Raw genomic sequence first — 21,925 nt, 5'->3', positions numbered from 1 at the left:
ACCTACCGTGCCGCCTCTCGCACCGCGTCATCCAACAGAGCCAACGCCTGATCTTCCTTCACATCGGCCTCATCCCGCCACCGATACGCCTGCCGAACCGTCTCGGCGATCCGTTCCCGATCGGCGAGAGTGCATTCCGGCACGGGAATCCGCTGGCGAAGCCCTTCATGGATGTCCTGTTGCTTTCCGCCTGTACTCATGGAGCGGAAGACCCGGAACATTGCTTCGGATCGAAGGAAGGCGAAAAGATAGGCACCGGGATATTGCGGATCCCCTGATACGATACGAAGGAAGTCTTCTGAGTAGGCATTCTTGAGCCATGATCCCGTAACGAACAAGGACCGACAATACACTTCGTGCTCGCCGAGAGTTCCCCTGGCTGCCATTAGGACGGTTTCGTCCTTGGCGAGAACCTGGGTAAGTTCGCCAGGTTTTAGTGTGATCCAACGCCCTTCTGGTCTTGTCCAGAATCCTTGGCGCTGGCCGACAAGCTTGATTCCATGCTGGGGGGCGCTGTCGATGCGAACAAATCTATTCCCGCGACTTAGTTGTCCGCCGGTGCAGATGGCACCCAGAGTTCGATGGGGGACCGCCCCTATGCGCTCGATAATACGCTTAATGCGGGGAGAGTAGTTCAGCGCACGTAGTGTTTCTGGCCTCAAGTGAGAGACGGTGAAATCCACATCTCTTGGCTGGTCATGCCAGCGCAGGTCGAGAAGTTCGGGGATCCCTGCGCTCTCGAAGAGATCACGTGTGGCGGCGTTGACTCCGGCCTGGAACTTGGCACGAAGTTCGGCAGCCCACTGGATCAACTCGTGAATCCGGGTCTCTACATCGCCGTCAAACCGGGGAATCGGTAGATCGGCGATACTATCAGGCTCGATATGCTGAATGATCGACCCGGATGCCTGGCTGATGATCATCGGGATTCCATAGCGGCTACTCAAGAAAGCATAGAGATATCCCGGCAAGATCTTCTTGCCGTCAGCAGCTACGCGCATAACATGTTCGCTGCAAGCAAATCCGTCCAAATCGGGGCGCCCATATGCGATTCTTCCAACTGTTCCAGATCGAGTGATTAGAGTCCAATCTCGCTTAATCAGCAAGCGAGGATTCTCTTTGACTGATTTTCTGGAAATCAGAGGGAGGTGGGAAAAGTCTGCCTCAAGAATGTCCGTGCTAGAAAAGAATGGGATTCCATGAATGGGATCTGTCACCCAACGGCGAGATACGCGGCCAGCGTGAAATATACCGGCATTATCCTCGGTCAGCTGCATGAGAGGCTGTGTTCGAGGGAATCGTTCTAGGAGTTTCTTTGCCTCGTACGAACCCGACAAGTAGGGGCTGGCGTCGAGGCGGTGGCTCTGGTCGGTGAGCCAGCTCAACCGGACCGGGTTGTCGATGGAGGCGAGTTTCACGAGTGCTCCGATGGGCCGTAGCTCGCTGGGAACCAGGCGCGCAGGTAGTTGCAGAGGTGGTTGAAGGCGGCGTCTTCGCAGTGCCGTACGGAAATTCTGGCGGCGAGCTTGCGGAAGTCCGCGTTGAAGATCTTAAGCTTGTAGCGGCGGCGCAGGTGGTCAAGAGCAGCCTTCGGGTCCGGGGGCTTCTTCATAGTCGCGGGCCAGTGGCCGCTCTTGGCAAGGATCGCGCGGAAGTCGGCAGGGCATTTGAAGACCTCAGCGAGATGCGGACTGTCCTGCCAAATCCAGGCTTCCAACTCTGGGTCGATCACTACGACTGCGAATTCGTCCCAAACGCCGGTCAGTTTTAGCTTGACCTGGTCGTAGATCGCGGGTGAGCCAGGACTGCCATCCCAGGCGGCGTCCAGCATGACGACCGCGCGGTGGTGCGACGCCTCGTAAGGGCGAAGCAGCTCGTGTGCCGTGCTGTATACCCCGGGATCCTTGGTTGGCGCTACCACGATGTCCTGGCTGGGATCGAAGTCGAACGCGCCACACGCGAGGGAACGATGGAACTGGTCGCGGCCGAAGAAACCGCGGAGCATCTGCTCCATGCCTCCGTCCGCCACCAGGAAGACAATATCGCGCTGTAACTGGGGGGAAGAGTTGACCACGGATGGGCTCCCGCGACTTTGGGGAAGGCGAAGTTGAGGGTAGAGCGAATGGCAGTTCTCATGATAGAACTCCGGCGGCGAACAGTGTGCCGATATCGAGCGCGCCCTGCCAGTCACGCAACCGCGGATGTTCATTGCCGGGGATTACGCTGACGCTGCCGTCATTGTTGAGCCGGGCGGCCAGCACGTCCGCTAGATCGGTGTGCGCGAGAACGATCGGGGAGTGAGTAGAGACCCAGACCTGGCTGTCATAGAGCGAACTCAGCGACTGGACAACCGTCTCAATCGCGCGGGGATGGATGCCGTTCTCTGGCTCCTCAGTGACGAGCAGTCCGGGCATTACCTCCTCGTCGAGGTACGGCAGCAGTGTCATCGCCAGGATGCGCAACGTGCCGTCGGAAAGCCCGGATGAAGTGACCCGGTAGCCTCCGGCGTACTCCACGGAGAAATAGGCATAATGATCGTCGAGCCGCTCGGTCGCGCTGATCCCGGTCACCTGAGGCAACGCGGTACGAACATGGTCGACCCAGGAGGCGAAGCGGTCGGGATGTCGTTGCTCCAGGTCGAGCGCGAGCCACGGCAGATTCTCACCTCCCGATACCAAGCGGTTGGGTGCCCCTGGTGCCGCCGCGCGGCGCAGCACGTCCCAATCGGGCGTGAAGAAGACCACGCCCTCGCGAAGCAGGTCGGCGAGCCAGAGCCCGGCAGGAAAAAGAGTGGGATCAGCCGGGACTGCGCCAAGCGCGAGTTGGCTCGGTGGAACCCGCAAGGGGATGCCGTTTCCCAGATCGGCCGTTTCCTGTTTCGAATAGCGACTGGAGCTTGTGCCGTGGATATCGACGGGCTGGGTAGTTGTCTCGGGAATGAACCGCGTGGGTGACCGGCCTTCCCGAAGAATCACCGGTTGCCAGACGGAGGGATCCAGCTCAGTGCCGCTGACCGTCCTGCCCTGCGGAAATTTCCCAGGTTCCGGGCGGATGCCGGCGTCGGAGAAGAGGAACAGATACTCGTCTGCCACGTCGAGTGAACGCGGTCCGACTTCCAGGCGGAGTTCATACCGCAGATGGGTGGGGATCCGTCGACGGCCGAGCATAACTTGACTAGCCGCGGCCAACACTTCCACTACAGCGTCGGGAAGTTTGGCTTCGACAGCAAACGCCACGCTGTCGCCTTGACCCTTGTAGACAAGCTCGGTCAATGTGTTCGCACGTGCCGACTTGCCGTACTCCTGTCGTTCCAGGAAGGCGCCGACGGCGCGCTGCTGGCTGAGGAGATCGCCCAGGAGCGTGGGGATATCGAGCAACGTCGTCTTCCCCGCGCCGTTAGCCCCGGCCAGGACGTGGTAACGATCCAGATCGACGCTGAGCCTAGGGAAACAGCGGTAGCCGTACGCCTCGATCCGGGTAATCATCGCCGAAGCCCTGGCTCAGGGTACTTCCGGCGGAAACGCTTGTACGCCTCGGCGATCTCGGGCAGATCATTGTCAATGGCCTTGTGCAGGCGGGGTGGCACCTTGATGGTTTCCCCGTTCCGAACCCAGGTCCGGGGTTCCTCGGTGGGATCGATCTCCAGGATGATTTCCCCATCAGGGTGACGGCGGTAGACGGTATTACCGCGGCGATCGATACCGACCTTCTCAGCGACGGCCATGAAGACCGGGTAATCCTGCGGCGCCGCCATGGCCTCTTCAATGATCTCCTCGCGCGTCTTCCGCTTCAGGAACAGGAGCGTGGTGAGGATGTTAACCCCGGCGTCGTAGATGAACGCTTCAACCGGCAACTCGATACTTGCCAGGATCCAGCAGTTCTTCAGGATCCACCGCCGGATCGACTCGTCGGAGGGTCCGGGATTGGACAGGATCCCGTTCGGCAGCACGATGCCGATCCGGCCGCCCTCCTTCACCCATTGCACCGAGCGCTGGACGAAGAGCTGCTCTGGGGACATCGCGGAGGAGTAACCAGTCATGACTAGCTCACCGGTCTCCCGGTTTCTGGTCCAGGACTGCGCGACGCCGTCGTGGTACTGCTGGAGGATGTCCAGCTCCTCGATCTTGATATCGGTGCCGAACGGCGGGTTGGTCAGCAACACATCGATGCTGCCCAGCGGAATCTCTTCGCGGGCTTGGTCCACGCCGCCCAGGTGCCCCTCGGGGAAGGCCAGGGAGTCCATGTGGAAGGTTTTGCCCGGCGCGCCTGTCAGCATCATCACGCTCATGCCAGCAGCCCGGACCAGGAACCGGTCGAAGTCGGCACCGAACAGATGGTCCGCAGCGTACCGCTGGAGCCGGTCCTGGTGCTGGTCAAGCTGCTCGATGGTGTCGGGCTGCCCGGTCGTCCCTTCCTCCCTGCGCCAGGTATCGAGCAGATGCCTCAGGGTTTCGCGGAGGAATCCGCCGGTTCCGCAGCAGGGATCCAGGACGGTCTCTCCCTCCTGCGGATCGAGGATCTTGACCATCAGGGCGACCGCAGCGCGTGGCGTGAAGTACTGGCCGCGGTCGCCACGCAGGTTGGTGCCGACCAGCTCCTGGTAGGCGAGCCCCTTGACGTCCGCGTCTGTGCCGCTCAGGTTGTACGACCCGAGTTCGCCGACGATGAAGGCGATGGCGCGGTCGGACAGATCGATCGTGTCGCTCGCGGTAAAGATAGGGTGATACTCCCGCTTCACCTCCTCGAAGAGGTCGAGGATCCGCTTCCTGACGGGCTTCAGGTCGCTGCTATCCACTCCCTCGCGAAGGAGCAGATAGAACTGAGGTTCGCTGCGGTTGCGACGGCTGACCTTCTCATCGTGCATCTTTGCGAAGAGCAGATACAAGAACTGCCAGAACGCGGCATCCTTCGGCATGCCCTCGTTGCCGTGAATGTAATTGTGGCAGCGGCGGAACGCGGTCTTGAGCGCGCCGGCCTCGCCGAGCCGGAGTCGGCCCACAGACGGACGGGCGAGGCTGTCCTCGCCGGACTCGTCGCCGACAGGCCAGTTGGAGAGCTGCTCGAAGCTGGCGCCGAATCGACCGGAGTCCTTGTAGATGAAGAACTGGTCCACGCCGTTGGTCCACATGCCGTACTGGACCAACGGCGTGCGTTCCGTGCCGAGCAGTTCTTCCAGCGCTATCAGATCGGCCGATGCCTGCTTGAATGTGCGGAGCTTGGTGACGCTCCGCCCGGTCTTCGGCTCTGGCTTGCAGATCACGACCCGGCGCAGGTTGTCAAGGGTGTGCGGCTTCCCATGCTCGAAGATCGCGATGTCGGCCTTCTTGGTGGCCTTACGCTGACCGATCTTGTCTACGGGGATGGGGTAGTCCCTGGCCATGTCCTCGACTGGGATCCGGTACTCGAAGACGAGAGCCTTCGCGACGGCCTGCCGGACGTGCTCATTGCCCTTGAGCTTGATCCTTTTACCGGTGATGAAGTCGATATCTTCGTCGTCAGCCAGGGAGACCACCACCCCAGTCGGCTCCGCTGTGGCGGCCTTGACCTCGCCCATTTCCAAGCTGACCTGCTCCATCTACCCGTGTCCTCGTCTGCAACTCGTTCTTAATCGGCGCTGCCACCGCAGCTGGCGAACAGGGCCCGTAGGCCCGAATCCTACGGCTCAGTGGGTAGTTCATGACTACAAAGAGCCACACAGCCCCCTACTTTCTGATTACATTATCGACCAAGGCCGACAAACCGACTTGGCCTGGGCCTCCCGCGGAGAGCGGCTTGGCACATTTGCTCGTGAACCGCAGCTTGTAGTCGTTGGTGAAGTGCCATCGCTGGGTCGGTCAGCTCGCAAGCCGTCCGCTGTGCCCGCTCTGGTCGGCATGCCATTCAGCATGATGGGCTCGTCGGCGGCGAACAGGAGCACACCCGCCCGATCGAGGTTGTTCTCGATCTTCGTACCCACGTAAGCACGGCGGGCGATCCGGTCGATCGATTCGCAGATCATGACACCTGGGCGAAACCACCTCCGACGCTCGCGTCCAAGAGGAGGTACGCCTCACGCGTCGCGACAGCGAGTTGGTCCAGGTCGAACTCTGAGTCCTCTTCCAGGTGCGGTCGAAGGGGACGCTGACCACTGCGGGGCAGCGGTCGCGTGGAGGGCATCCATGTTGACTATGGACTTGCTGGTGCGCCGGACGCCGGAGAGGACCACCGTGGCGGAGCGAGCGAGCTCCTCATGCTCGTGGACTTCGAGCCAGTCTAGGGTCGCTCCAGCTGAGCAGGCGGCGGTGTCAGCGCTCACGTACTTCCCCCACTAGCGATCCGCTCACGCAATCCCCCCAGTGACCGCTCGTCTTGCACTACGGTGTAGCTCGTGATGTCCGTCCCGGAGACGACGAACGATTCGAAGACTGGGCTGAGGATGTTCAACTCGACGGTGGCCCGTTAGGCCCGCTGAGGTCGGCTGTGCCGTCCATATGACCATGCTGTGGCTGGGCCTCGTCACGTTGATCATTCGGCCTCCGCGGCACCGCCTCAGCCGTGTCCGTGCGAGAGGGCCACGCGGTCAGCGGGTGGGGCTGGGGGAATTACGTGAGCCAACCCCTGGGGAACCTCATGAGCGACCACACCTCCCAGCTCAGCTGGGGATACGCCAGAGCGCCTCATGGCGCACTGGAGGCCGTAGGTCTCCTTCCAGGTCGCAGTCCCAGATGCAGCAGGTAGCCCGGTGGCAAGGCCTGACGAAGGAAGGCCGCGGCAGCCGATCGCCCCAGCCGCATACGAGGGGACCGAAGTCAGCGATCGTCACGACCTCAAGAGTCACTGCACGCGGTTGTGTACCTAGGAGGACATGAAGGATTCGAGACGGGTGTCGTGGTTTGTGTGAATCGTCCGGTTGTGGAGCCTTGCGATAGTTGGTAGCAGGGCGGCGCTGGCCGCGACCGGCCGAAGAGCCGCAGCGCGGCCAGCGACCGCCCGACGCGCGGCAGGCCGCCGCAGGCGGGCTGCCCTTGAAACCGTGGAGAAAAGTCTCATCCAGTTGATCTAGCATCGCGCTGAGCTGGGATTATGCGCGCTCTGCTTGAGGTAGGGCGTCGTGGTTGGCGCTGTTGGCCCGGCCTGGCTCAGCCGATGTGCAGGTTGCCTCCTTGGAGGTAGTGACTGATCCTGAGCCGCATCGAGCGGTGCATGCCGTAGTTGCCTACCTCGTGCCGCGGTACCCAACGGACTTCTCGTGATTCACTACTCGGCGTTGGCAGGCCGCTGACAGGGCGGGCTGTGAGGACGAGGGAGAACTCCTGACGGACCTCGTCGTTGCTCGTGTAGTGGATGACGTGGCCCGGGTCGCTGTAGGTGCCGACCAGGCCTGTGATCTCACACGTGATGCCGGTCTCTTCGAGCGTCTCCCTGATGGCCGCCTGAGGGATGGACTCGCCGAGGTCGATGGCGCCGCCGGGTAGGGCCCAGTTGTCGTTGTCGGACCGGCGGATGAGCAGCAGCTCGCCGGCCTCGTTGGTGACCACGACGTTCACGGACGGCACCAGGCTGTTGGCTGCTGGCGCGCTCGGGTCGTTGTAGTAGTCGATCCGCTGGCTCACGTCCCCGGAGCCTACTCCGCCGAGGGCCTGCCGTTGAGACCGTCGGCGTCCTCGCTCTATTCGGCCTCGTTCTCGGCCTTGACGAAGCTGCCCAGGTTGGGGACGGTGTAGACCTTGCCGGCGCCTCTGAGGCGTTCCATGGCCTTGCGTATGGTGGGGCGGGCGACTCCGAACTCTTCCATGAGCTTGACTTCGGAGATCTTGAACCTGGGTCCCCACTCGCCCGAGTCGATTCGCTCCATGAGGACTTCGAGGATCTGCTCCCACCGGGAACGGTCCTCGTCGAACTCCCAGGTGCGCGTGTGCTCGACATATCTGGCCACGCTAAGAGAGTAGGAGGGCGTTTCACGGTCCTTCATGCCGGATCGTGGAGTTTCATGGAATGCCATGGAGTAGACAGGGGCTTACAGGCTTGCTAACTTGACGGTATGGCGTTGGTGAGCGCAGCTCCAGGACCCCGCTGGGTGGGGCTCCGTAGGTGCGCTTTGGTCGGACGCCCCGTGAGGGTGCACCGTGCGACTGGAGTTGACTGCCCGCTTGCCAGCGCCTGTTCATCGATCGCGGTCTCCGTCGGCACCACCGGCGCCGCGTTGGCGATCGCGCGTTACGAAGGACGGTGAGCCCTGTGTCAGATTTCGACGACTTTCATGGCATACACCCCGCCTCTCCTCGTCCGGATGCGGAGCCGGTGAGGTGGTCCCCCGTCGAGCGGCGTCCGAGTCCAGCCCGTGTCCGGGCCTACACCTGCGAATGCCTGCCTCTCATCTTCGAGCAGTGCCGGGCCGGCGGGCAGGGATTCATCCGGCGGCACGACCGGTCCGTCTTCCCGTGGGGCATTGCCGAAAGCCCGCGGCTGAGAGTAAGCGACGCCGAAGCGCTGTGGCGACGGCTTATGGCAGGGGAGGCGAAGTAACGACACTCCGAACCTCACGGGTAGCACACACGTAGCGTCACAATGCACAACTGATCTGTGACGAGCGTTTCCGCAGGTCCAAGCCCGACCTGCGGTTTCGCATGCCCGCCGACTGGCAGTTTTTCTGCCAGTGACGCAGGTCATCCGCCTTATCGTCGAAGCAAGCGACGGCGAGAAGGAGGGGCTCGGACGTGGCAACAGAGTACGTGACGCAGGGCCAGCGGATCGCGCGGGCTCGTCACCGCAAGGGGTGGGATCAAGCAACCCTCGCTGAGAAGATCGGCCGTTCCGTCTCCTGGTTGTCGAAGGTGGAGAACGGACGACTGCCTTTGGACCGTATGAGCGTGGTCGGGCAGCTCGCCGAGGTGCTCGGGGTAGAGGTCGCCGAGCTTACGGGTCAGCCGTACCGGCATGAGACGACGGAGCTCGACTCCGGGCACGCAGCGGTTCCAGGGCTCCGACTCGCGCTTCAGCAGGCTTCGCTACCCACCGGGATCATGCTGCGGGCGGCCAGAGAGCCGCGGTCGTTGCAGGAGCTCGAGGCGAACGTCCGCCTTGCCGAGCAGCTCCGCCAGGACGCCAAGTTCACCGCGCTGGGGGAGATGTTGCCCAGCATCCTTACCGACCTCATCGCCATCACCAACGACTCGTCCGGCGAACGCGATCGGGCCGAAGCGTTGATGCTACGGGCCTGCCACATGGCGCGGGTGTCGTCCAATCTGCTGGGTCATCACGATCTGGGCTGGACTGCCGTGCAGCGTGAGCTCGTCGCTGCTCAACGGGTCGGCGCCCCCGACCTGGTCGCTGCGGCGAGCTGGGACCTGTGCGGTGTGTGGCTGCACGAAGCGCAGCTCGACCCCGCCAAGGACGCGGCACTGTCGGCGCTCGATCAGATCGAACCGCACGTGGGCGGAGACGACACGATCAAGGCGATGTGGGGCGCACTGCATCTGCGGGCCGCCGTGGCGTACTCCCGTCTGTGGGATCAACGAGAGGCCGAGAGCCATCTCGAGGAGGCACGCCGGGTCGCCGATGTGCTGCCGCGGGACGGCAACGTCTTCCAGACGCAGTTCAACCAGGTGAACACGACGATCCACGCGGTAGAGGTCAGCATGGAGCTGGGCCGGCCCCGCGATGTCATCACCCGGGCCGAACACGTCGAGATCGCGCAGATCGCCTCGTCCGAACGTCAGGCCCACTACTGGACCTGCACCGCGGCGGGTTATCACATGAACAGAAAAGACAACGAAGCGGCAGACGCTCTGCTCCGTGCCGACCGGATAGCTCCTCAGCATGTCCGGAACCGTCCGTTGGTCCGCAACATCGTGCGCGACCTGCGAGACAGCGGCAAGCTGCATCGTCAGCGCGAGGTCTTCAACCTCGCCAAGGTGATGCGGCTGCTCTGAGCACGACAATGGAGGGCTATCCGCGCAATGGCTCCTCACCCGTCAGGTAACCCGGGGCGCTCCGGCGTCCTGCCTACACAATGGGGTGGTAAGTGGGTCTCAGTGAGATCGAACGACAGATCCTGCTACGTGAGCTGGCGGAGATCACGGTCGACCTGGCCGAACTCCAACGGCGCACCATCAGGATCACGTCTCGGCTTGATCAGGACGAGTCCGAGCGTCTAGCTCGTCCAGCCTGACTGTCAGCTTCTGCATGTGCTGACGGATCTCGCTCAGCTGCTCGGAGATGATGCGGAACTCTTCGCTGTGCTCGCCAGGGGTCGGGCCGGCGGTCTCGTCGTCGGGGGTCCGGCTGACGAAGCTGCCCGCTCCCTGGCGGGTCTCGATGAGGCCCTCGTCGCGAAGGACGGCCAGGGCGTTGCCGATGGTCATCATGGCAACGCCGTACCGTTCGGCAAGCTCGCGGGCCACGGGGAGGCGCTCGCCGACCGCGTACCGGCCTGATGCGATGTCGCGCCGGATGTCCTCGGCAATCCTCAGGTACGGCCGGCGCCGGTCGGTTGCCATAGCCCAACTTTAGCGGTTCTAGGTGCCTAGGTCTCTGGGCAACCTGTAAGCAATCTCGATCCAAGTTAGCTATCTAGGTTTACAGAGCTAGATACCTAGGTATCTTTATAGCTAGCAACGCCACCTCTGAAGGAGACCAGCTCTCGTGCGTACCATCCCGATCCCTGTCGACACCTCCAAGCTCGTGATCACCTGCGTGAAGGCGCCCAAGCCGCGCCTGCTCAACAAGGACACCGGCGAGATCAAGACCGACAAGAACGGCAACACCGTCTACGAGGTCACCGTCTCGGTCGAAGACGAGTTCGGCCGGATCGAACTCGTCAAGATCGGCACCTCGGGGGAGCCCCCGATCAGCGCCGGTCAGCAGGTCAACCCGACCGGTCTGGTCGGGTATGTCTGGGAGATCGCCGGCCGGTGGGGCATCTCCTACCGCGCCGCCGCGCTCCTACCGGTGGACACGGAGCCGCTCCGTGTCTGACACCACGCTCATCATGCTCGGAGTCCTGGCCGCTTCGGCGGCCGGGCTCTGGGCCTGGCGCCGCTGGCACTACCCGTCTTTCTGGCTCGTCGGCGCCTTCCCGCTGACCGCGATCAGCGTACGGGCGAGCTGGCGCAAGGTCGCCCTCGGCTGCAACCTCACCAAGAAGCGGCAGCGTTTCTGGTTCACCACCGTCCCGGGACTCGTCGCCTCGACCGGAGTCGTCCGGGTGCGGCGCAAGTGGCAGCGCATCGCCGTGGACACCAAACCGTTCATGTGGCTTCCCAAGCCGACCCGGTACGGCTGGCGCGTCACCCTGCACACACTGGAAGGCCAGATCCCGGCCGACTACTCCGACGCCGCCGAACGGCTCGCCCACTCCTGGGGCGTGCACGCGGTCCGCGTCTCGTCCCCTCGTCCCGGACGGGTCGTCCTGTCCGCCACCGTCCGCGACCCACTCGTCCGGGTCGAGACCCTGCCCACCTCGCCCGAACTGCTCAAGGTCATCGTGGGTCGGCTGGAGACCGGTGGTCCGTGGATCATCGACTTCCGGACCGTCCCGCACTACATCAACGCCGGGGCCACACAGTCCGGCAAGTCCAACCTCGCCAACGCCCTGGTCCAAGGGCTCGCTCCGCAACCGGTAGCCCTGGTCGGCTTCGACCTCAAAGGCGGCGTGGAGTTCACCCCGTACAGTCCTCGCCTGTCGGCGCTGGGTACCACGCGAGGTGAGTGCGCTGGCCTGCTCGATGACCTCGTCAGCCTGATGACCAGCCGTATGGCCCTGTGCCGTGAGGCCGGTGCCCGCAACATCTGGCAACTCCCGGACGATCAACGGCCCGTGCCCGTCGTCGTCCTGGTCGACGAGTTGGCCGAGCTGTACCTGATGGCCGACAAGAGCGAGAAGGACGAGATCGCCAAGACCTCGACAGCGCTCCTGCGGGTGGCACAGCTCGGACGTGCCTTCGGCATCTACCTGTTCTGCTGCGGCCAACGGATCGGCTCCGACCTCGGCCCCGGGGTCACCGCCCTGCGTGCCCAGTGCTCTGGGCGGATCTGCCACCGCGTCAACGATCCCGAGACCGCGAACATGACCCTTGGCGACCTCGACCCGGCAGCGCTCGCCTCGGCGCGGGCCATCCCCGCCGAGACGCCGGGTGTCGCGATCGTCGCCTCCCAGGACGGCCAGTGGTACCGCGCTCGCTCCTTCTACGTCAGCGAGCAGGCCGCCGAACTCGCCGCCACCACCTACACCGACCGAACTCCCGCCTGGGCGGACATCGTCTCCGGGCACGCCCCGACACCGACCGACGCCGACCTCGCCGAGTTCCTCGACTCCATCCCGGACCCGCGGAAGGCCTGAGCCGATGCGATGCCTCGCCCGCTGGCTGCTCGATACCGGTCCCGTCGTCGTCCTGGCCCTCATCGCCGGAGCCGGGTCCTTCACCCACATCCGCGACACCGCTAGTGAACACGGACAGTCCGGCTGGATGGCCTGGGCGATCGCCGTCTGCGTCGACCTCACCTGCGTCATGGCCGCCCGCGAGCGCCAACGTGACAAGAAGACCGGCCGTCAGCGGCGCGGCTTGATCTCCTGGCCCGTCCTCGTCCTGAGCGGAGGCATCGTTCTGTCCCTGGCCGCCAACCTGCAACAAGCCGACCCAACCGTGTGGGGCTGGATCACCGCGGCGACTCCGGCAGCCGCCTTTCTCGTCGCAGTTTCCATGCTCGAACGTCGGACCTCCGGCCCACGTCCCGACCTGTCCCCAGAGGGTTTCGAACCGTCCTCGACAGGCGTCTCGCCAAGTCCCCGTCCTGACGAACCGTCGGCCGTTCCTGCTCATGATCGTCCCGCTCTCGTCCCGGCCGAGGACGACGAGGACGACAGACCCGGACCGTCCCCGACGCTGATCGATTACGCCCGTCGCGTGGCGGACGAACACCACGCCAGGCACGGCAGGCCGATAACCCGCGACGTTCTCCGCGCCCGCCTGGGCGTATCCAACCAACTCGCTTCCGACCTGCTCCGCACCCTGCGGACCGTCCCAGAAACCACCTGAAAGGAGAATCACCATGAGCAACGATCGGGACGCCCTCATCGCCGGGCTCATCGCCCTGGCCGGCTTCCTCAACGCCAACTCCCGCGTACCGACCTCGGTAGCGCCCGTCATCATCCGCGCCTTCCCCGCGCACGGCCCCGACGAAGAGATGTGCGCAGAAGTCGACAAGGTGGCCGCCCTGCTCGGTACGGAGATCGACCCCGAACACCTGCCTCACGGCCACTACATGACCGGCATCGCCTTCGGGCCGGTCCGCTACGAGTTCACCGCCATCCTCGCCGCTGCCCGCGCCCGCCACGCCGCCGTGGACAGCTACCGCGACTGCATCCAGACCGACAACGCCCAGGAGCTATGACCATGCGCATCCGCCTCGAAGGCAGCCGAGCCGAGCTCACCCTCGGCATGATCCACCTACGCCAGCACTTCACGGTCTCGTCCATGTCGCGAGCTTTCCCCACCAGGAACCGGTCACGGCACTACCGCATCTACCTCACGATCACCCCGCGCGAGAGCAGCTGACCATGGCTCCGGAAGAACCCCGGACCGGCTGGTCACAAATTCTCGCCGTCATCCCGTTCACGCATGGCCGCTGCTGCACCTGCAACGGCTCGGGCCTCGACGGAGACCGCAGCACCTGCCGTGACTGCGACGGCACCGGCATCGACAACCACGGCGCATAGCGCCGAGATCCCCTCACCTGGCCACACAACCGCCAAGTTCCGCGCCAGGTGAGGGGCCATCCCACCAGATCGCATCCGGATAGGACAGATCCATCTTGCACCACCCACACGCCATAGCCGGGATGATCTCCCGACTCCATGACCCCGACTACAACCGTTGGGCTTGCCAGATCAAGCGCTCCGGCGGCTGCCGCCAGCCGATCCACCTGCGAGGCAAGGTCGAACACTACGACCAGGCCACCGGACAACTCCTGCACCGCTACAGCACCAGCACCGAGCCCAACGGCATCCTGCGGGTGCCGTGCAAAACCCGCCGCGCCACCCGCTGCCCGGCCTGCGCCGAGGTCTACCGCGCCGACACCTACCAACTCGTCCGCGCGGGCCTCGTCGGAGGCAAGGGCGTGCCCGAGACGGTCAACTCGCACCCGTGCCTGTTCGTCACCCTCACCGCCCCGTCCTTCGGCGCCGTACACACGCGGAGAGAGAAGAACGGCAAGGTCCTGCCCTGCCACGCCCGCCGCAACGCCGAAACGTGCCCGCATGGGCAGAAGATGTCCTGCACTGATCGTCACAGCGCAGACGATCCCCGGCTCGGGGAGCCGCTGTGCCCCGACTGCTACGACTACGACGGCTCGGTCCTGTTCAATGCCATCAGCCCCGAGCTCTGGCGCCGCTTCACTCTCGCGCTGCGCCGCCGCTTCGCCCGGCTCAACGGTCTGACCGTCAAGGCCATGCGCGCGCAGGCAAGCATCGCCTTCGCCAAGGTCGCCGAATACCAACGCCGCGGCGTCGTCCACTTCCACGCCGTCATCCGCATTGACGGACCGGACGGCCCACACACGCCGCCCCCGGCTTGGGCAACGGCTGAGGCACTCGACCAAGCCGTCCAACACGCCGCCGCCGTGGTGACAGCAGAGGTCAAGCCTCTCGGCCGCACCTTCAGGTGGGGGACCCAACTCGACAGCCGTCGCATCACCATGGACGGCGACCTCACTGACCAGGCCGTCGCCGCCTACATCGCCAAGTACGCCACGAAGGCAGCTGAATGCGTCGGCACCCTGGATCGGCGCATCCAACCCCTCGACGACTTGAACGCTCTCCCGGTGCGGGAGCACGCCCGCCAGCTGATCGCCGCCTGCATGCGCCTGGGTAGTCACCCCGGCCTGGCTGAACTCCGGCTCACGCACTGGGCTCACATGCTCGGCTTCCGCGGCCACTTCTCCACCAAGAGTCGGCACTACTCCACCACCCTCGGCGAACTCCGTGCTGCTCGCGAAGAACACATGCGCGCCGAAGAGATCACCACCGGGCGCCTTCCTCTGTTCGAGGAGGACACCGTCCTTGTGGTCGCCCACTGGCAGTACGCCGGACAAGGGCTCTCCCTTGGCGAACAGCTCCTCGCCGCGGCCATTACCGGCGTCCGCCTGCCAAGAATCGGTGGTGATCCTCGATGAGCAGCAGAAGCGACGAGCTGCTGACCGTTCCGCAGGTCCTCGCCGAACTCGGTGGCGTCTCCCGCCGAACCTTCTACCGCTGGCGTGAGCTCGGCCGTGCGCCGGTCTGCGTCCAGCTGCCCAACCTCGAGCTCCGCGTCTGGCGGAGCGACCTCATCGCCTGGCTCGACTCTCGACGGGAGGCCGCGTGAACACCACCTACGACGTGAAGTTCAGCCAGATCCAGCAGCGCACCAACGGTGGCACCCCCGTCTACGTCGCCCGCTGGAGGGTCGCGGGCAGGGAAAGATCCAAGAGCTTCCGCACCAAGGGACTGGCCAATGCCTTCATGTCCGACCTTCGGCAGGCGGCCAAGGCGGGGGAGGAGTTCGACGTCATCACCGGTCTACCGGTGTCGATGCTGGCTCCCGAATCTTCCGGACCGTCGTTCCTGGAGTTCGCGCAGGCGTACGTTCTCCGCCGTTGGAGCATGTCCGCGGCTCGGACCCGCGAGACGGATGCGTACGCGCTCCTGTCACTGATCCCGGCCTTGGTGGACGATGCGCCGCGCCGTCCTTCGGCCGAAGTCCTGCGGGAGGTCCTCCGAGTTCACGCCCTGCTGCCGGAGAAGCGGCGGACCGATCTGACTGCGGTGCAAGCCTCAGCTCTGAGCTGGTTGGAAAGGGCGTCTCTCCCGCTGGTGGCCTTGGGAGAAGCACACGTCCTCCGTACGGCACTCTCCTCCATCTCGGTTACTTTTGCCGGCACGCCGGCAGGGGCCAACACGGTGCGGCGCAAGCGCGCCGTACTGCATCACTTGCTGGAGCACGCAGTAGAGCAGAAGGTCTTCAGCAGCAACCCGCTGGACGAGATCAAGTGGACGGTGCCCAAGGCTGTGACGGCCGTGGATCCTCGTACGGTGGTCAACCCGGCCCAGGCGCGGCAGCTCCTTGACGCCGTCCCTCAGATCGGGCGCAAGCGCGGCCCACGGCTCAAGGCGCTTTTCGCGTGCATCTACTACGCCGCGCTCCGACCCGAAGAGGCGGCCGACCTCCGGCAGCGGAACTGCACCCTCCCCGAATCGGGCTGGGGCCTGATCGTCCTGGAGAAGGCACGGCCTCAGGGAACGAAGCGCTGGACCAACTCTGGCGAGACCCACGAGTCGCGCAGCCTGAAGCACCGCGCGGACAAGGAGACGCGGGAGATCCCCATCCCGCCGGTCCTGGTCGCCATGCTCCGCGAGCACATCGCCACGTACGGCACTGCTGACGATGGGAGGATCTTCGCCACGGGTATGGGCGGCACTTACTCCAGTTCGGCGTACTCCTACGTCTGGCAGGAAGCCCGCAAACTAGCGCTCACCCCCGCGCAGGTCGCGTCGTCGCTCGCCGCACGCCCGTACGACCTCCGGCATGCGGCGGTCTCGCTCTGGCTGAACGCCGGCGTCCCGGCCGTCGAGGTCGCCAAGCGCGCCGGGCACAGCGTGGACGTTCTGCTCCGGGTCTACGCCAAATGCATGGACGGCCAGCAGGAGCAGATCAACAGCAAGATCAACAACGCCTTGGACGAGTAGTCCAGGTTCATCCACTTTCGGCCCCGGGTTTCCGGGGCCCTTTCACGTCGTGCTGCTCGACATGCCGCGTCGCTCCGTTCCATAGGCGGCACACTGCGCCACCCTGACATGAACGAGCAGTGAGTAAGGAGGCCCATGAACAATGACCGCGACCGCTCTGCCTCGTCTTCCAGGCCGCTGAGGCGACCACCGTACGGGCTGCCGATCCGCCGACGCCGCACGCTCGACGACTCGGACTCCTTCGGATGGCGCAGGTACTCGGCCCCGACTCCACCGGATAGACCATCTTCGTGGAGTTGGCATCGTGCGGCCAGGCCGCTACTCGTAGCAGGCTTCGTGGCCGGGGCGGTCTTCGCCGCTTGGCCGAGCCTCGGCAATCCGCCCAGCTCGTCCGGCGTGATTTCTGCCCCGAAGTCCGTACAGTTGTCCGGTATGGCCGGGCAATCGTCTCCGGTTGCCTCGACGCCGACACCTTTGGTGACCGCCAGCGCCCACCCTCGGGTGAAGTCGAGCCCGAGTCCTGAGCAGCCACAGACCAAGACGCTCTCATCCTCCAGAACGCGGGAGCGCGCAGAGACCCGTTCCCTGCCGTCCCAGCGTGGCCGTGGCGGCGCTGAGCCGCAGCCGAAGAGGATCGCGGCCCCTCCCACTCGTGCGACAGAGACCGGGTACGTTGCCCCGAAGGGCGACACCAGGAAGCGGATGGAGTCGTTGATCAACGCGAAATGCGACGAGCTTTTCCCGCCTTCCCGCCCTGAGTTCCGCATCCGCAACCAGGCGTGCCATCTGCTGTATGGATGAGGACCCAACCGTCGGGCCGGACCTCCGGGAAGCGAGCCTTGCCGCAGTTCTTATGGCTTTTGCTTGCTGATCCCCGGTTGAGTCGCCGGTGCTTCGGTGGGCCTGGAGGATTTCGCTCGGACAGTGGATGCGGCCCAGGCAAGTCCGAGCTGTACGCCCTCGACGAGAGTTCTTCCTCTGCCGATCTCCCAGAGCAGGCCGGCGGCGAAGGCATCACCGGCACCGGTCGCGTCCACCACATCCGTTGGGATGGCTGCGAAATGGTCGGCCAGGCCACCCGAGTACACAGTGACGCCGTTGGCCCCCTCCGTCACGATGGCGGTGGTCTTCTCAGGGATGACGGTGAAGTCGTTACGAGAACCGATCAGGTACCGCATGGCGGGGATCGTGCCCGGTGGGACGCTCGTGACCAGCGCTCCCGCGGCGGCCATGGCTTGGGCGGCGGCAGTGAAGTGGTCGTGCCAGGCGGCGAAGTAGACGATGTCACCTGGTGCCACTGCCCCAACGGGAATGGTGATGCCGTGCAGCAGATCAGGGTGGATGCCGACGATGGTGCGCTCGCCGTTGGGCTCGATGAGCAGAACAACGGAGGACGTACGACCGGGTAGGACCTGCACGTGATCGATGTCTACGCCGGCCGCGGACAGCGCGCTCGTCATGCTCTGACCGGCGGTATCCGCTCCCACGTAGCCCACCATGTGCACGCGGGCACCGGCCTGCCTCAACGCCGTTGCGACATTCGCGCCGGTTCCCCCGGGGCGCTCGGCGCTTTCGGTGGCCTGGACGAAGTGGCCGCTGGCGGGGAGACGGTCGACGTAGAGAGCGAGGTCCCAAGCTATGGGACCGATGATCCAGAAGTCAGGCATACATAGCCTGTCGCGTGGCGCGCAGCCCTTGCGCGAGCTCGTCCAGCGCCCCGGGGAACGCGACTTGCGGTGCCCAGGGAATGTCCACCGTGTCCAGGCGGCAGCTCAAGATGCCTCCGACGATCGCAGCCACGGTGTCAGTGTCCCCACCAAGACTGACTGCGTACCGCATGGCGCTGACTGGTTCCTCGTGGAGCTCGATCACGTGCAGGAGTGCTCCCAGCGTGTCCATGACGTCCAGCGATACCCCGGTCGGGCTGAGTTCCCACCCTTCGGTGCCGGGAATGCCGAAGTGGTCGAGTTCCTCTCTGGCGATTGAGATCAGTTCCGTGGCGGTACAGGCTTCGAGCGCCCAAGCTCCCATGGCGGCCACCGCGCAAGCGGTGGCGATGGCTCTCGGATCGGCATGGGTGGTCTTGGTCATCCGCTCGACCAGTTCACGGCGTCGTTCGACATCGGTGGCCGGTACGGCCCAGCCGATGGGCAGCACGCGCATCATCGCGCCGTTGGTTGCCCCGCCGTCTGCTACAAGGGAACCGGTCGCCTCGAACCGCGCCACGGCTCGTCTCGTCGTCGGGCCGGCGCCGCGCATGGTGGGCAGCGCAATGGTGAGGGCGGTCAGGAAGACACGTTCTGAGCCGCCGGTGTTGATCAGATTTTCGGCGAGCAGGATGAGCTGCTCGGTGTCGTCCGAGGTGCTGCCGGTCGGCCATTGCCCGCGTGCGGTTAGTGTGTCCGTGAGCGTGATTTCCTGAGGAGGTTTTCCCTCCCACGGCACGCCGAGCGCGTCACCGCAGCAGAACCCGATGAGCCCGCTGAGAACTTGCCCTGCTGAGGGGATGGCCTGGTCGGGGAACAACTGACTCAGGACACCGAACCCACCCTGAGCCACGGCTCGCCGCCCGCGGTCGGCGTAGTGGACGCGCTCGCGCCCCTGCGTGAGACGTGCGAGGGAGAGACAGGCGGAGGCCACGTCGTATGGGGTGCCGTGGTGCTCGAACTCGGTAAGTGCCTGCTGAGTCTGTCGTCGTGCGCCAGGGTGATCGCCATTGGCCAGGCGAACGTCGGCTTCGCTGTGCGTGACCTTCGCCGCCAGCAGGCCGTCGCCCAGATCCCGGGCCATCCGGCCTGCCTCGGCGAGGGTGTGAGTGGCCTCCTTCAGCAGGCCAAGGCCGCACTGGGCCTTGCCCAGCCCGTGGAGGGACTGAGCGATACCCCGAGCGTCTTCTGACGCTCTGCGAATGGCCAGCGCTTTGTCTTGGCTGGCCAGTGCGACCTGCCAAGCGCCGGTGGCCTCGGCGACCAGAGCGGCATCCTGAAGCAGACCCGCGTACAGCGCTTGGTCCCGCCGATGAGCGGGACGAGCCGAGACTTCCTGTCGCGCCTGGTTGATGAGCGTGTCAGCACGATCGACGTTGCCGGAGAAATACTCGATCTCACCCAGAAGCTTCAGCCACGGCGCCTGGTCGACTGTGGTGTCCATGCCTTCAGTGGCGTGTCGGCGTCCGTCGGAGAAGCGGCCTTGGTACAGCTCGATCTCGGCCAACCGGAACAGGAACCCCTCCCGGGCGTCTTCTTCCGCAAGGGCCAACGCTGCCTGGGCCAGACGTTCGGCCCGTTCGAAGTCGCCTCTGCAGAAGGCCACCTCAGCGCGGACGAGTTCGGCATGAGCCGACCGTTCGGGCAGCCCGCTCAGCACGGCTTCGGCTTGGTTCCAGCGACCCAGCCCGAGATAGCCGCGGGCAACCCGGTACAGGCACCGGTTCCGGTCCTCGTCGCGGTCGATACGCAGTTCGCTGAGCAGCACGGCGAGAGCACGGCACTGGTCGTACCGGCCGGTGGCGAGACCGCGGTCCATGAGCGTCACCCAGGCCGACACGCCTCGTGCGGAGTCGAGATGGCTCAGGTGAAAGGCCGTCTCCAACTCGGCGGTGAATTCTTCGCGCTCGCCATAGTGCTGGGTCAGCACCTCGTGAGCTCGGCGAACCTCCGCCGGGCGGACGTTCTGGAGTGAGCGGCGAAGGATGTTGTGCATGGTGTACGCGCCGGATCCACTGGCCGTGCCGCCGCGCAAGGGGGCGACGAAGGAGAAGGCCGTCAGCTTGCTGAACGCGCTGCGGTCACAGGGAAAGTCCAGCGCCTGGCCCAGGTGGCGGAACGTCTCGGCAGTGAAGGCCCGACATGCGCTGACCGCCAGGATCCCGTACTCGGCCTCGGCCGGCGTCCACTGCAACAAACGGTGAGCCAGGTCGCGTTCCTTGTCCACGAGGGTCGTGAAGTCAGCGGGGCTCAGGCGCGATCCAGCGGCGAGAGCGACATCCGCGCACAAGCCCAGGAAGTACGGGTGCACTTCGTTCGGTGCGGTGGAGGCGTACTCGAGCAGCGCTCCGCGCATGGGCGGATCGGTGATGCCGGCCAGGCTCAGATACTGGTTCGCGTCGGCGGTCGTCAGGTGGCCGACCAACCGGAAGTCGAGATACCGCTCGGGGATGGGGAAGACGGGAGCTGCCGACCACGGCGGACGGGTACGGCCCGCCAGGATGGCGACGATCCCGGCCCCCAGATCGAGATGGCCCAGGAGGCAGCGAAGCCATTCGTCCCGCATCAGCTTGTCGGCGTGGATCAAGCTGTCCGGGTCGCCGATCGCCTCGCCGAAGAATGCCTCGTGGGTGTCGAAGAGCAGTACGATCCGCGGATGCTCGCTGGCGGCATCGTTCAGGTCCTTGGCGAACAGGCGGGGGAGCTCGTGCAGCAAGTCAGGTTCAGGGACGAGGGTGAGGATCTGCTCTGCGTCCTCCTGGGGGACACGGCGCTCCATCCGCCTGCGCGTGAAGACCTTGTCCATTCGCGCGTTGACCATCTGGAACAGCTGCTGCCCCACACGCAGGACCGGCAGCGTCATGATGGCGTCGGCGATGTCCAGCGCGATGCTGGCCTCTCCTCGGGGGAACAACTCGGGCACCCGGTGGGCGATGTCGAAGCCGAGCTTGTGGAGGTAGGTGATCGCGGCGAAGTCGAAGCGGGGCGTCGCGATGCCATGCCGGGCGAGTTGCCGTTTGAGCATGAACAACCCAGAGAACGCTTCTTGCGGGCGGTTCTCACCGGCGGGACGCGCTCCGAAGTCGATCCTGGCCACCGGCATCTGCTCGCCCCGCTCAGCCAGCCGCGCCAACAGTTCGGCGTCTGAGGCGTTGCGAACGGTTGCCCACTGGTTTGTACGCAGGCAGCAACGCTGCTCCAGGTGCCGCAACAACAACGACTTGCCGTTGCCGCCCAGCCCATGGAGGTACAGGATCCGTTCCGCGGGCGGGTCCTCATTTATGAGCGAGACGACGTGCCGGGTCAGCTCGAAGCGGTTCGCGAAGAGATCCAGCGAACGGTCAGGAGCCACCACGGACCTGCCTGGGCCTTCTTCGAAGATAGGCACAGTCAGCTCTGCATGGGTGCGAATCGCATGTGGTTCCCTAACGATGATGCCAGTCCTGACGGCCTGCCGCCGTCCAAGGCCGCTTGGTGGCTGCCGTAATCGGTTCTACACCGAGGTGTCGTTCGTTTC

Annotated in this window: 18 protein-coding genes; 9 read left to right on the top strand and 9 right to left on the bottom strand. The window is 64.8% G+C overall.

What is annotated here, in order from left to right:
• Positions 1–2: 2 nt before the first annotated feature.
• The 6 genes from mads5 to ACTWPW_RS21985 all read right to left on the bottom strand — a co-directional run bounded on the left by mads5 (position 3) and on the right by ACTWPW_RS21985 (position 7,915).
• Complete coding sequence (mads5, locus tag ACTWPW_RS22010) at positions 3–1,418, bottom strand: methylation-associated defense system restriction endonuclease subunit S MAD5 (protein ID WP_443169781.1); 1,416 nt, start codon at positions 1,416–1,418, stop codon at positions 3–5.
• Positions 1,415–2,074: a methylation-associated defense system protein MAD4 gene (gene mads4 / locus ACTWPW_RS22005; protein WP_443169780.1), complete on the bottom strand. Its 660-nt coding sequence runs from the start codon at positions 2,072–2,074 to the stop codon at positions 1,415–1,417. Before mads4 ends, mads5 begins: the two co-directional genes overlap by 4 nt.
• Positions 2,075–2,132: 58 nt before the next feature.
• Positions 2,133–3,485 (bottom strand): methylation-associated defense system AAA family ATPase MAD3, encoded by a 1,353-nt coding sequence (gene mads3 / locus ACTWPW_RS22000; protein ID WP_443169779.1) that lies wholly within the window; start codon positions 3,483–3,485, stop codon positions 2,133–2,135.
• Positions 3,482–5,575 (bottom strand): methylation-associated defense system DNA methyltransferase MAD2, encoded by a 2,094-nt coding sequence (gene mads2 / locus ACTWPW_RS21995; protein ID WP_443169778.1) that lies wholly within the window; start codon positions 5,573–5,575, stop codon positions 3,482–3,484. The genes mads3 and mads2 overlap by 4 nt, the downstream gene beginning before the upstream one ends.
• Before the next feature lie 1,543 nt (positions 5,576–7,118).
• Complete coding sequence (locus ACTWPW_RS21990) at positions 7,119–7,592, bottom strand: NUDIX domain-containing protein (RefSeq protein ID WP_443169777.1); 474 nt, start codon at positions 7,590–7,592, stop codon at positions 7,119–7,121.
• A 56-nt stretch (positions 7,593–7,648) separates the two neighbouring features.
• Positions 7,649–7,915: a winged helix-turn-helix domain-containing protein gene (locus ACTWPW_RS21985; RefSeq protein ID WP_443169776.1), complete on the bottom strand. Its 267-nt coding sequence runs from the start codon at positions 7,913–7,915 to the stop codon at positions 7,649–7,651.
• A 781-nt stretch (positions 7,916–8,696) separates the two neighbouring features.
• Here ACTWPW_RS21985 and ACTWPW_RS21980 point away from each other — a divergent pair.
• A complete protein-coding gene (locus ACTWPW_RS21980; RefSeq protein WP_443169775.1) occupies positions 8,697–9,911 on the top strand; it encodes a helix-turn-helix domain-containing protein in 1,215 nt (404 codons plus the stop codon).
• Between the two features lie 186 nt (positions 9,912–10,097).
• On the opposite strand, the gene ACTWPW_RS21975 is transcribed toward ACTWPW_RS21980, so the two are convergent.
• The gene (locus ACTWPW_RS21975; protein ID WP_443169774.1) at positions 10,098–10,478 is read right to left on the bottom strand and encodes a GntR family transcriptional regulator; all 381 of its coding nucleotides are present in this window, start codon (positions 10,476–10,478) and stop codon (positions 10,098–10,100) included.
• Positions 10,479–10,623: 145 nt separating this feature from the next.
• Between ACTWPW_RS21975 and ACTWPW_RS21970 the strand changes: the two genes are divergently transcribed.
• From ACTWPW_RS21970 to ACTWPW_RS21935, 8 genes are all read left to right on the top strand, one after another.
• Positions 10,624–10,956, top strand: coding sequence for an SCO3933 family regulatory protein (locus ACTWPW_RS21970; protein WP_138715945.1), 333 nt, complete (start codon positions 10,624–10,626; stop codon positions 10,954–10,956).
• Entirely contained in the window at positions 10,949–12,319 is a 1,371-nt protein-coding gene (locus tag ACTWPW_RS21965) for an FtsK/SpoIIIE domain-containing protein (RefSeq protein WP_443169773.1), read from the top strand. The genes ACTWPW_RS21970 and ACTWPW_RS21965 overlap by 8 nt, the downstream gene beginning before the upstream one ends.
• Positions 12,320–12,323: 4 nt before the next feature.
• Entirely contained in the window at positions 12,324–13,016 is a 693-nt protein-coding gene (locus ACTWPW_RS21960; RefSeq protein WP_443169772.1) for a DUF2637 domain-containing protein, read from the top strand.
• A 13-nt stretch (positions 13,017–13,029) separates the two neighbouring features.
• A complete protein-coding gene (locus ACTWPW_RS21955; protein ID WP_443169771.1) occupies positions 13,030–13,371 on the top strand; it encodes a hypothetical protein in 342 nt (113 codons plus the stop codon).
• On the top strand, positions 13,368–13,535 hold the full coding sequence (locus ACTWPW_RS21950; RefSeq protein ID WP_443169770.1) for a hypothetical protein: 168 nt from the start codon (positions 13,368–13,370) through the stop codon (positions 13,533–13,535). The genes ACTWPW_RS21955 and ACTWPW_RS21950 overlap by 4 nt, the downstream gene beginning before the upstream one ends.
• Positions 13,536–13,818: 283 nt before the next feature.
• A complete protein-coding gene (locus ACTWPW_RS21945) occupies positions 13,819–15,150 on the top strand; it encodes a replication initiator (protein ID WP_443169769.1) in 1,332 nt (443 codons plus the stop codon).
• Positions 15,147–15,341, top strand: a complete 195-nt coding sequence (locus ACTWPW_RS21940) for a helix-turn-helix transcriptional regulator (protein ID WP_443169768.1) — start codon at positions 15,147–15,149, stop codon at positions 15,339–15,341. Before ACTWPW_RS21945 ends, ACTWPW_RS21940 begins: the two co-directional genes overlap by 4 nt.
• A complete protein-coding gene (locus ACTWPW_RS21935) occupies positions 15,338–16,702 on the top strand; it encodes a tyrosine-type recombinase/integrase (RefSeq protein WP_443169767.1) in 1,365 nt (454 codons plus the stop codon). The genes ACTWPW_RS21940 and ACTWPW_RS21935 overlap by 4 nt, the downstream gene beginning before the upstream one ends.
• A gap of 851 nt (positions 16,703–17,553) precedes the next feature.
• On the opposite strand, the gene ACTWPW_RS21930 is transcribed toward ACTWPW_RS21935, so the two are convergent.
• Both ACTWPW_RS21930 and ACTWPW_RS21925 read right to left on the bottom strand, forming a co-directional pair.
• Entirely contained in the window at positions 17,554–18,369 is an 816-nt protein-coding gene (locus tag ACTWPW_RS21930) for a carbohydrate kinase family protein (RefSeq protein ID WP_443169766.1), read from the bottom strand.
• Positions 18,362–21,763: an ADP-ribosylglycohydrolase family protein gene (locus tag ACTWPW_RS21925; protein WP_443169765.1), complete on the bottom strand. Its 3,402-nt coding sequence runs from the start codon at positions 21,761–21,763 to the stop codon at positions 18,362–18,364. The genes ACTWPW_RS21930 and ACTWPW_RS21925 overlap by 8 nt, the downstream gene beginning before the upstream one ends.
• Between the last annotated feature and the right edge of the window lie 162 nt (positions 21,764–21,925).

The sequence above is a fragment of the Nonomuraea sp. KM90 genome (genome assembly GCF_052246675.1).
In the GTDB taxonomy this organism is placed as follows: Bacteria; Actinomycetota; Actinomycetes; order Streptosporangiales; family Streptosporangiaceae; genus Nonomuraea.
The sequence above is the reverse complement of the archived record's forward strand: the minus strand, read 5'-3'. Positions and strand labels throughout refer to the sequence as shown.

Excerpts from the sequence above, each read along its gene's own strand:
- ACTWPW_RS21975 (WP_443169774.1), bottom strand. The coding sequence starts at position 10,478 with ATGGCAACCGACCGGCGCCGGCCGTACCTGAGGATTGCCGAGGACATC.
- ACTWPW_RS21930 (WP_443169766.1), bottom strand. The coding sequence starts at position 18,369 with ATGCCTGACTTCTGGATCATCGGTCCCATAGCTTGGGACCTCGCTCTC.
- ACTWPW_RS21950 (WP_443169770.1), top strand. The coding sequence starts at position 13,368 with ATGACCATGCGCATCCGCCTCGAAGGCAGCCGAGCCGAGCTCACCCTC.
- ACTWPW_RS21945 (WP_443169769.1), top strand. The coding sequence starts at position 13,819 with ATGATCTCCCGACTCCATGACCCCGACTACAACCGTTGGGCTTGCCAG.
- mads3 (WP_443169779.1), bottom strand. The coding sequence starts at position 3,485 with ATGATTACCCGGATCGAGGCGTACGGCTACCGCTGTTTCCCTAGGCTC.
- ACTWPW_RS21940 (WP_443169768.1), top strand. The coding sequence starts at position 15,147 with ATGAGCAGCAGAAGCGACGAGCTGCTGACCGTTCCGCAGGTCCTCGCC.
- ACTWPW_RS21955 (WP_443169771.1), top strand. The coding sequence starts at position 13,030 with ATGAGCAACGATCGGGACGCCCTCATCGCCGGGCTCATCGCCCTGGCC.
- mads2 (WP_443169778.1), bottom strand. The coding sequence starts at position 5,575 with ATGGAGCAGGTCAGCTTGGAAATGGGCGAGGTCAAGGCCGCCACAGCG.
- ACTWPW_RS21960 (WP_443169772.1), top strand. The coding sequence starts at position 12,324 with ATGCGATGCCTCGCCCGCTGGCTGCTCGATACCGGTCCCGTCGTCGTC.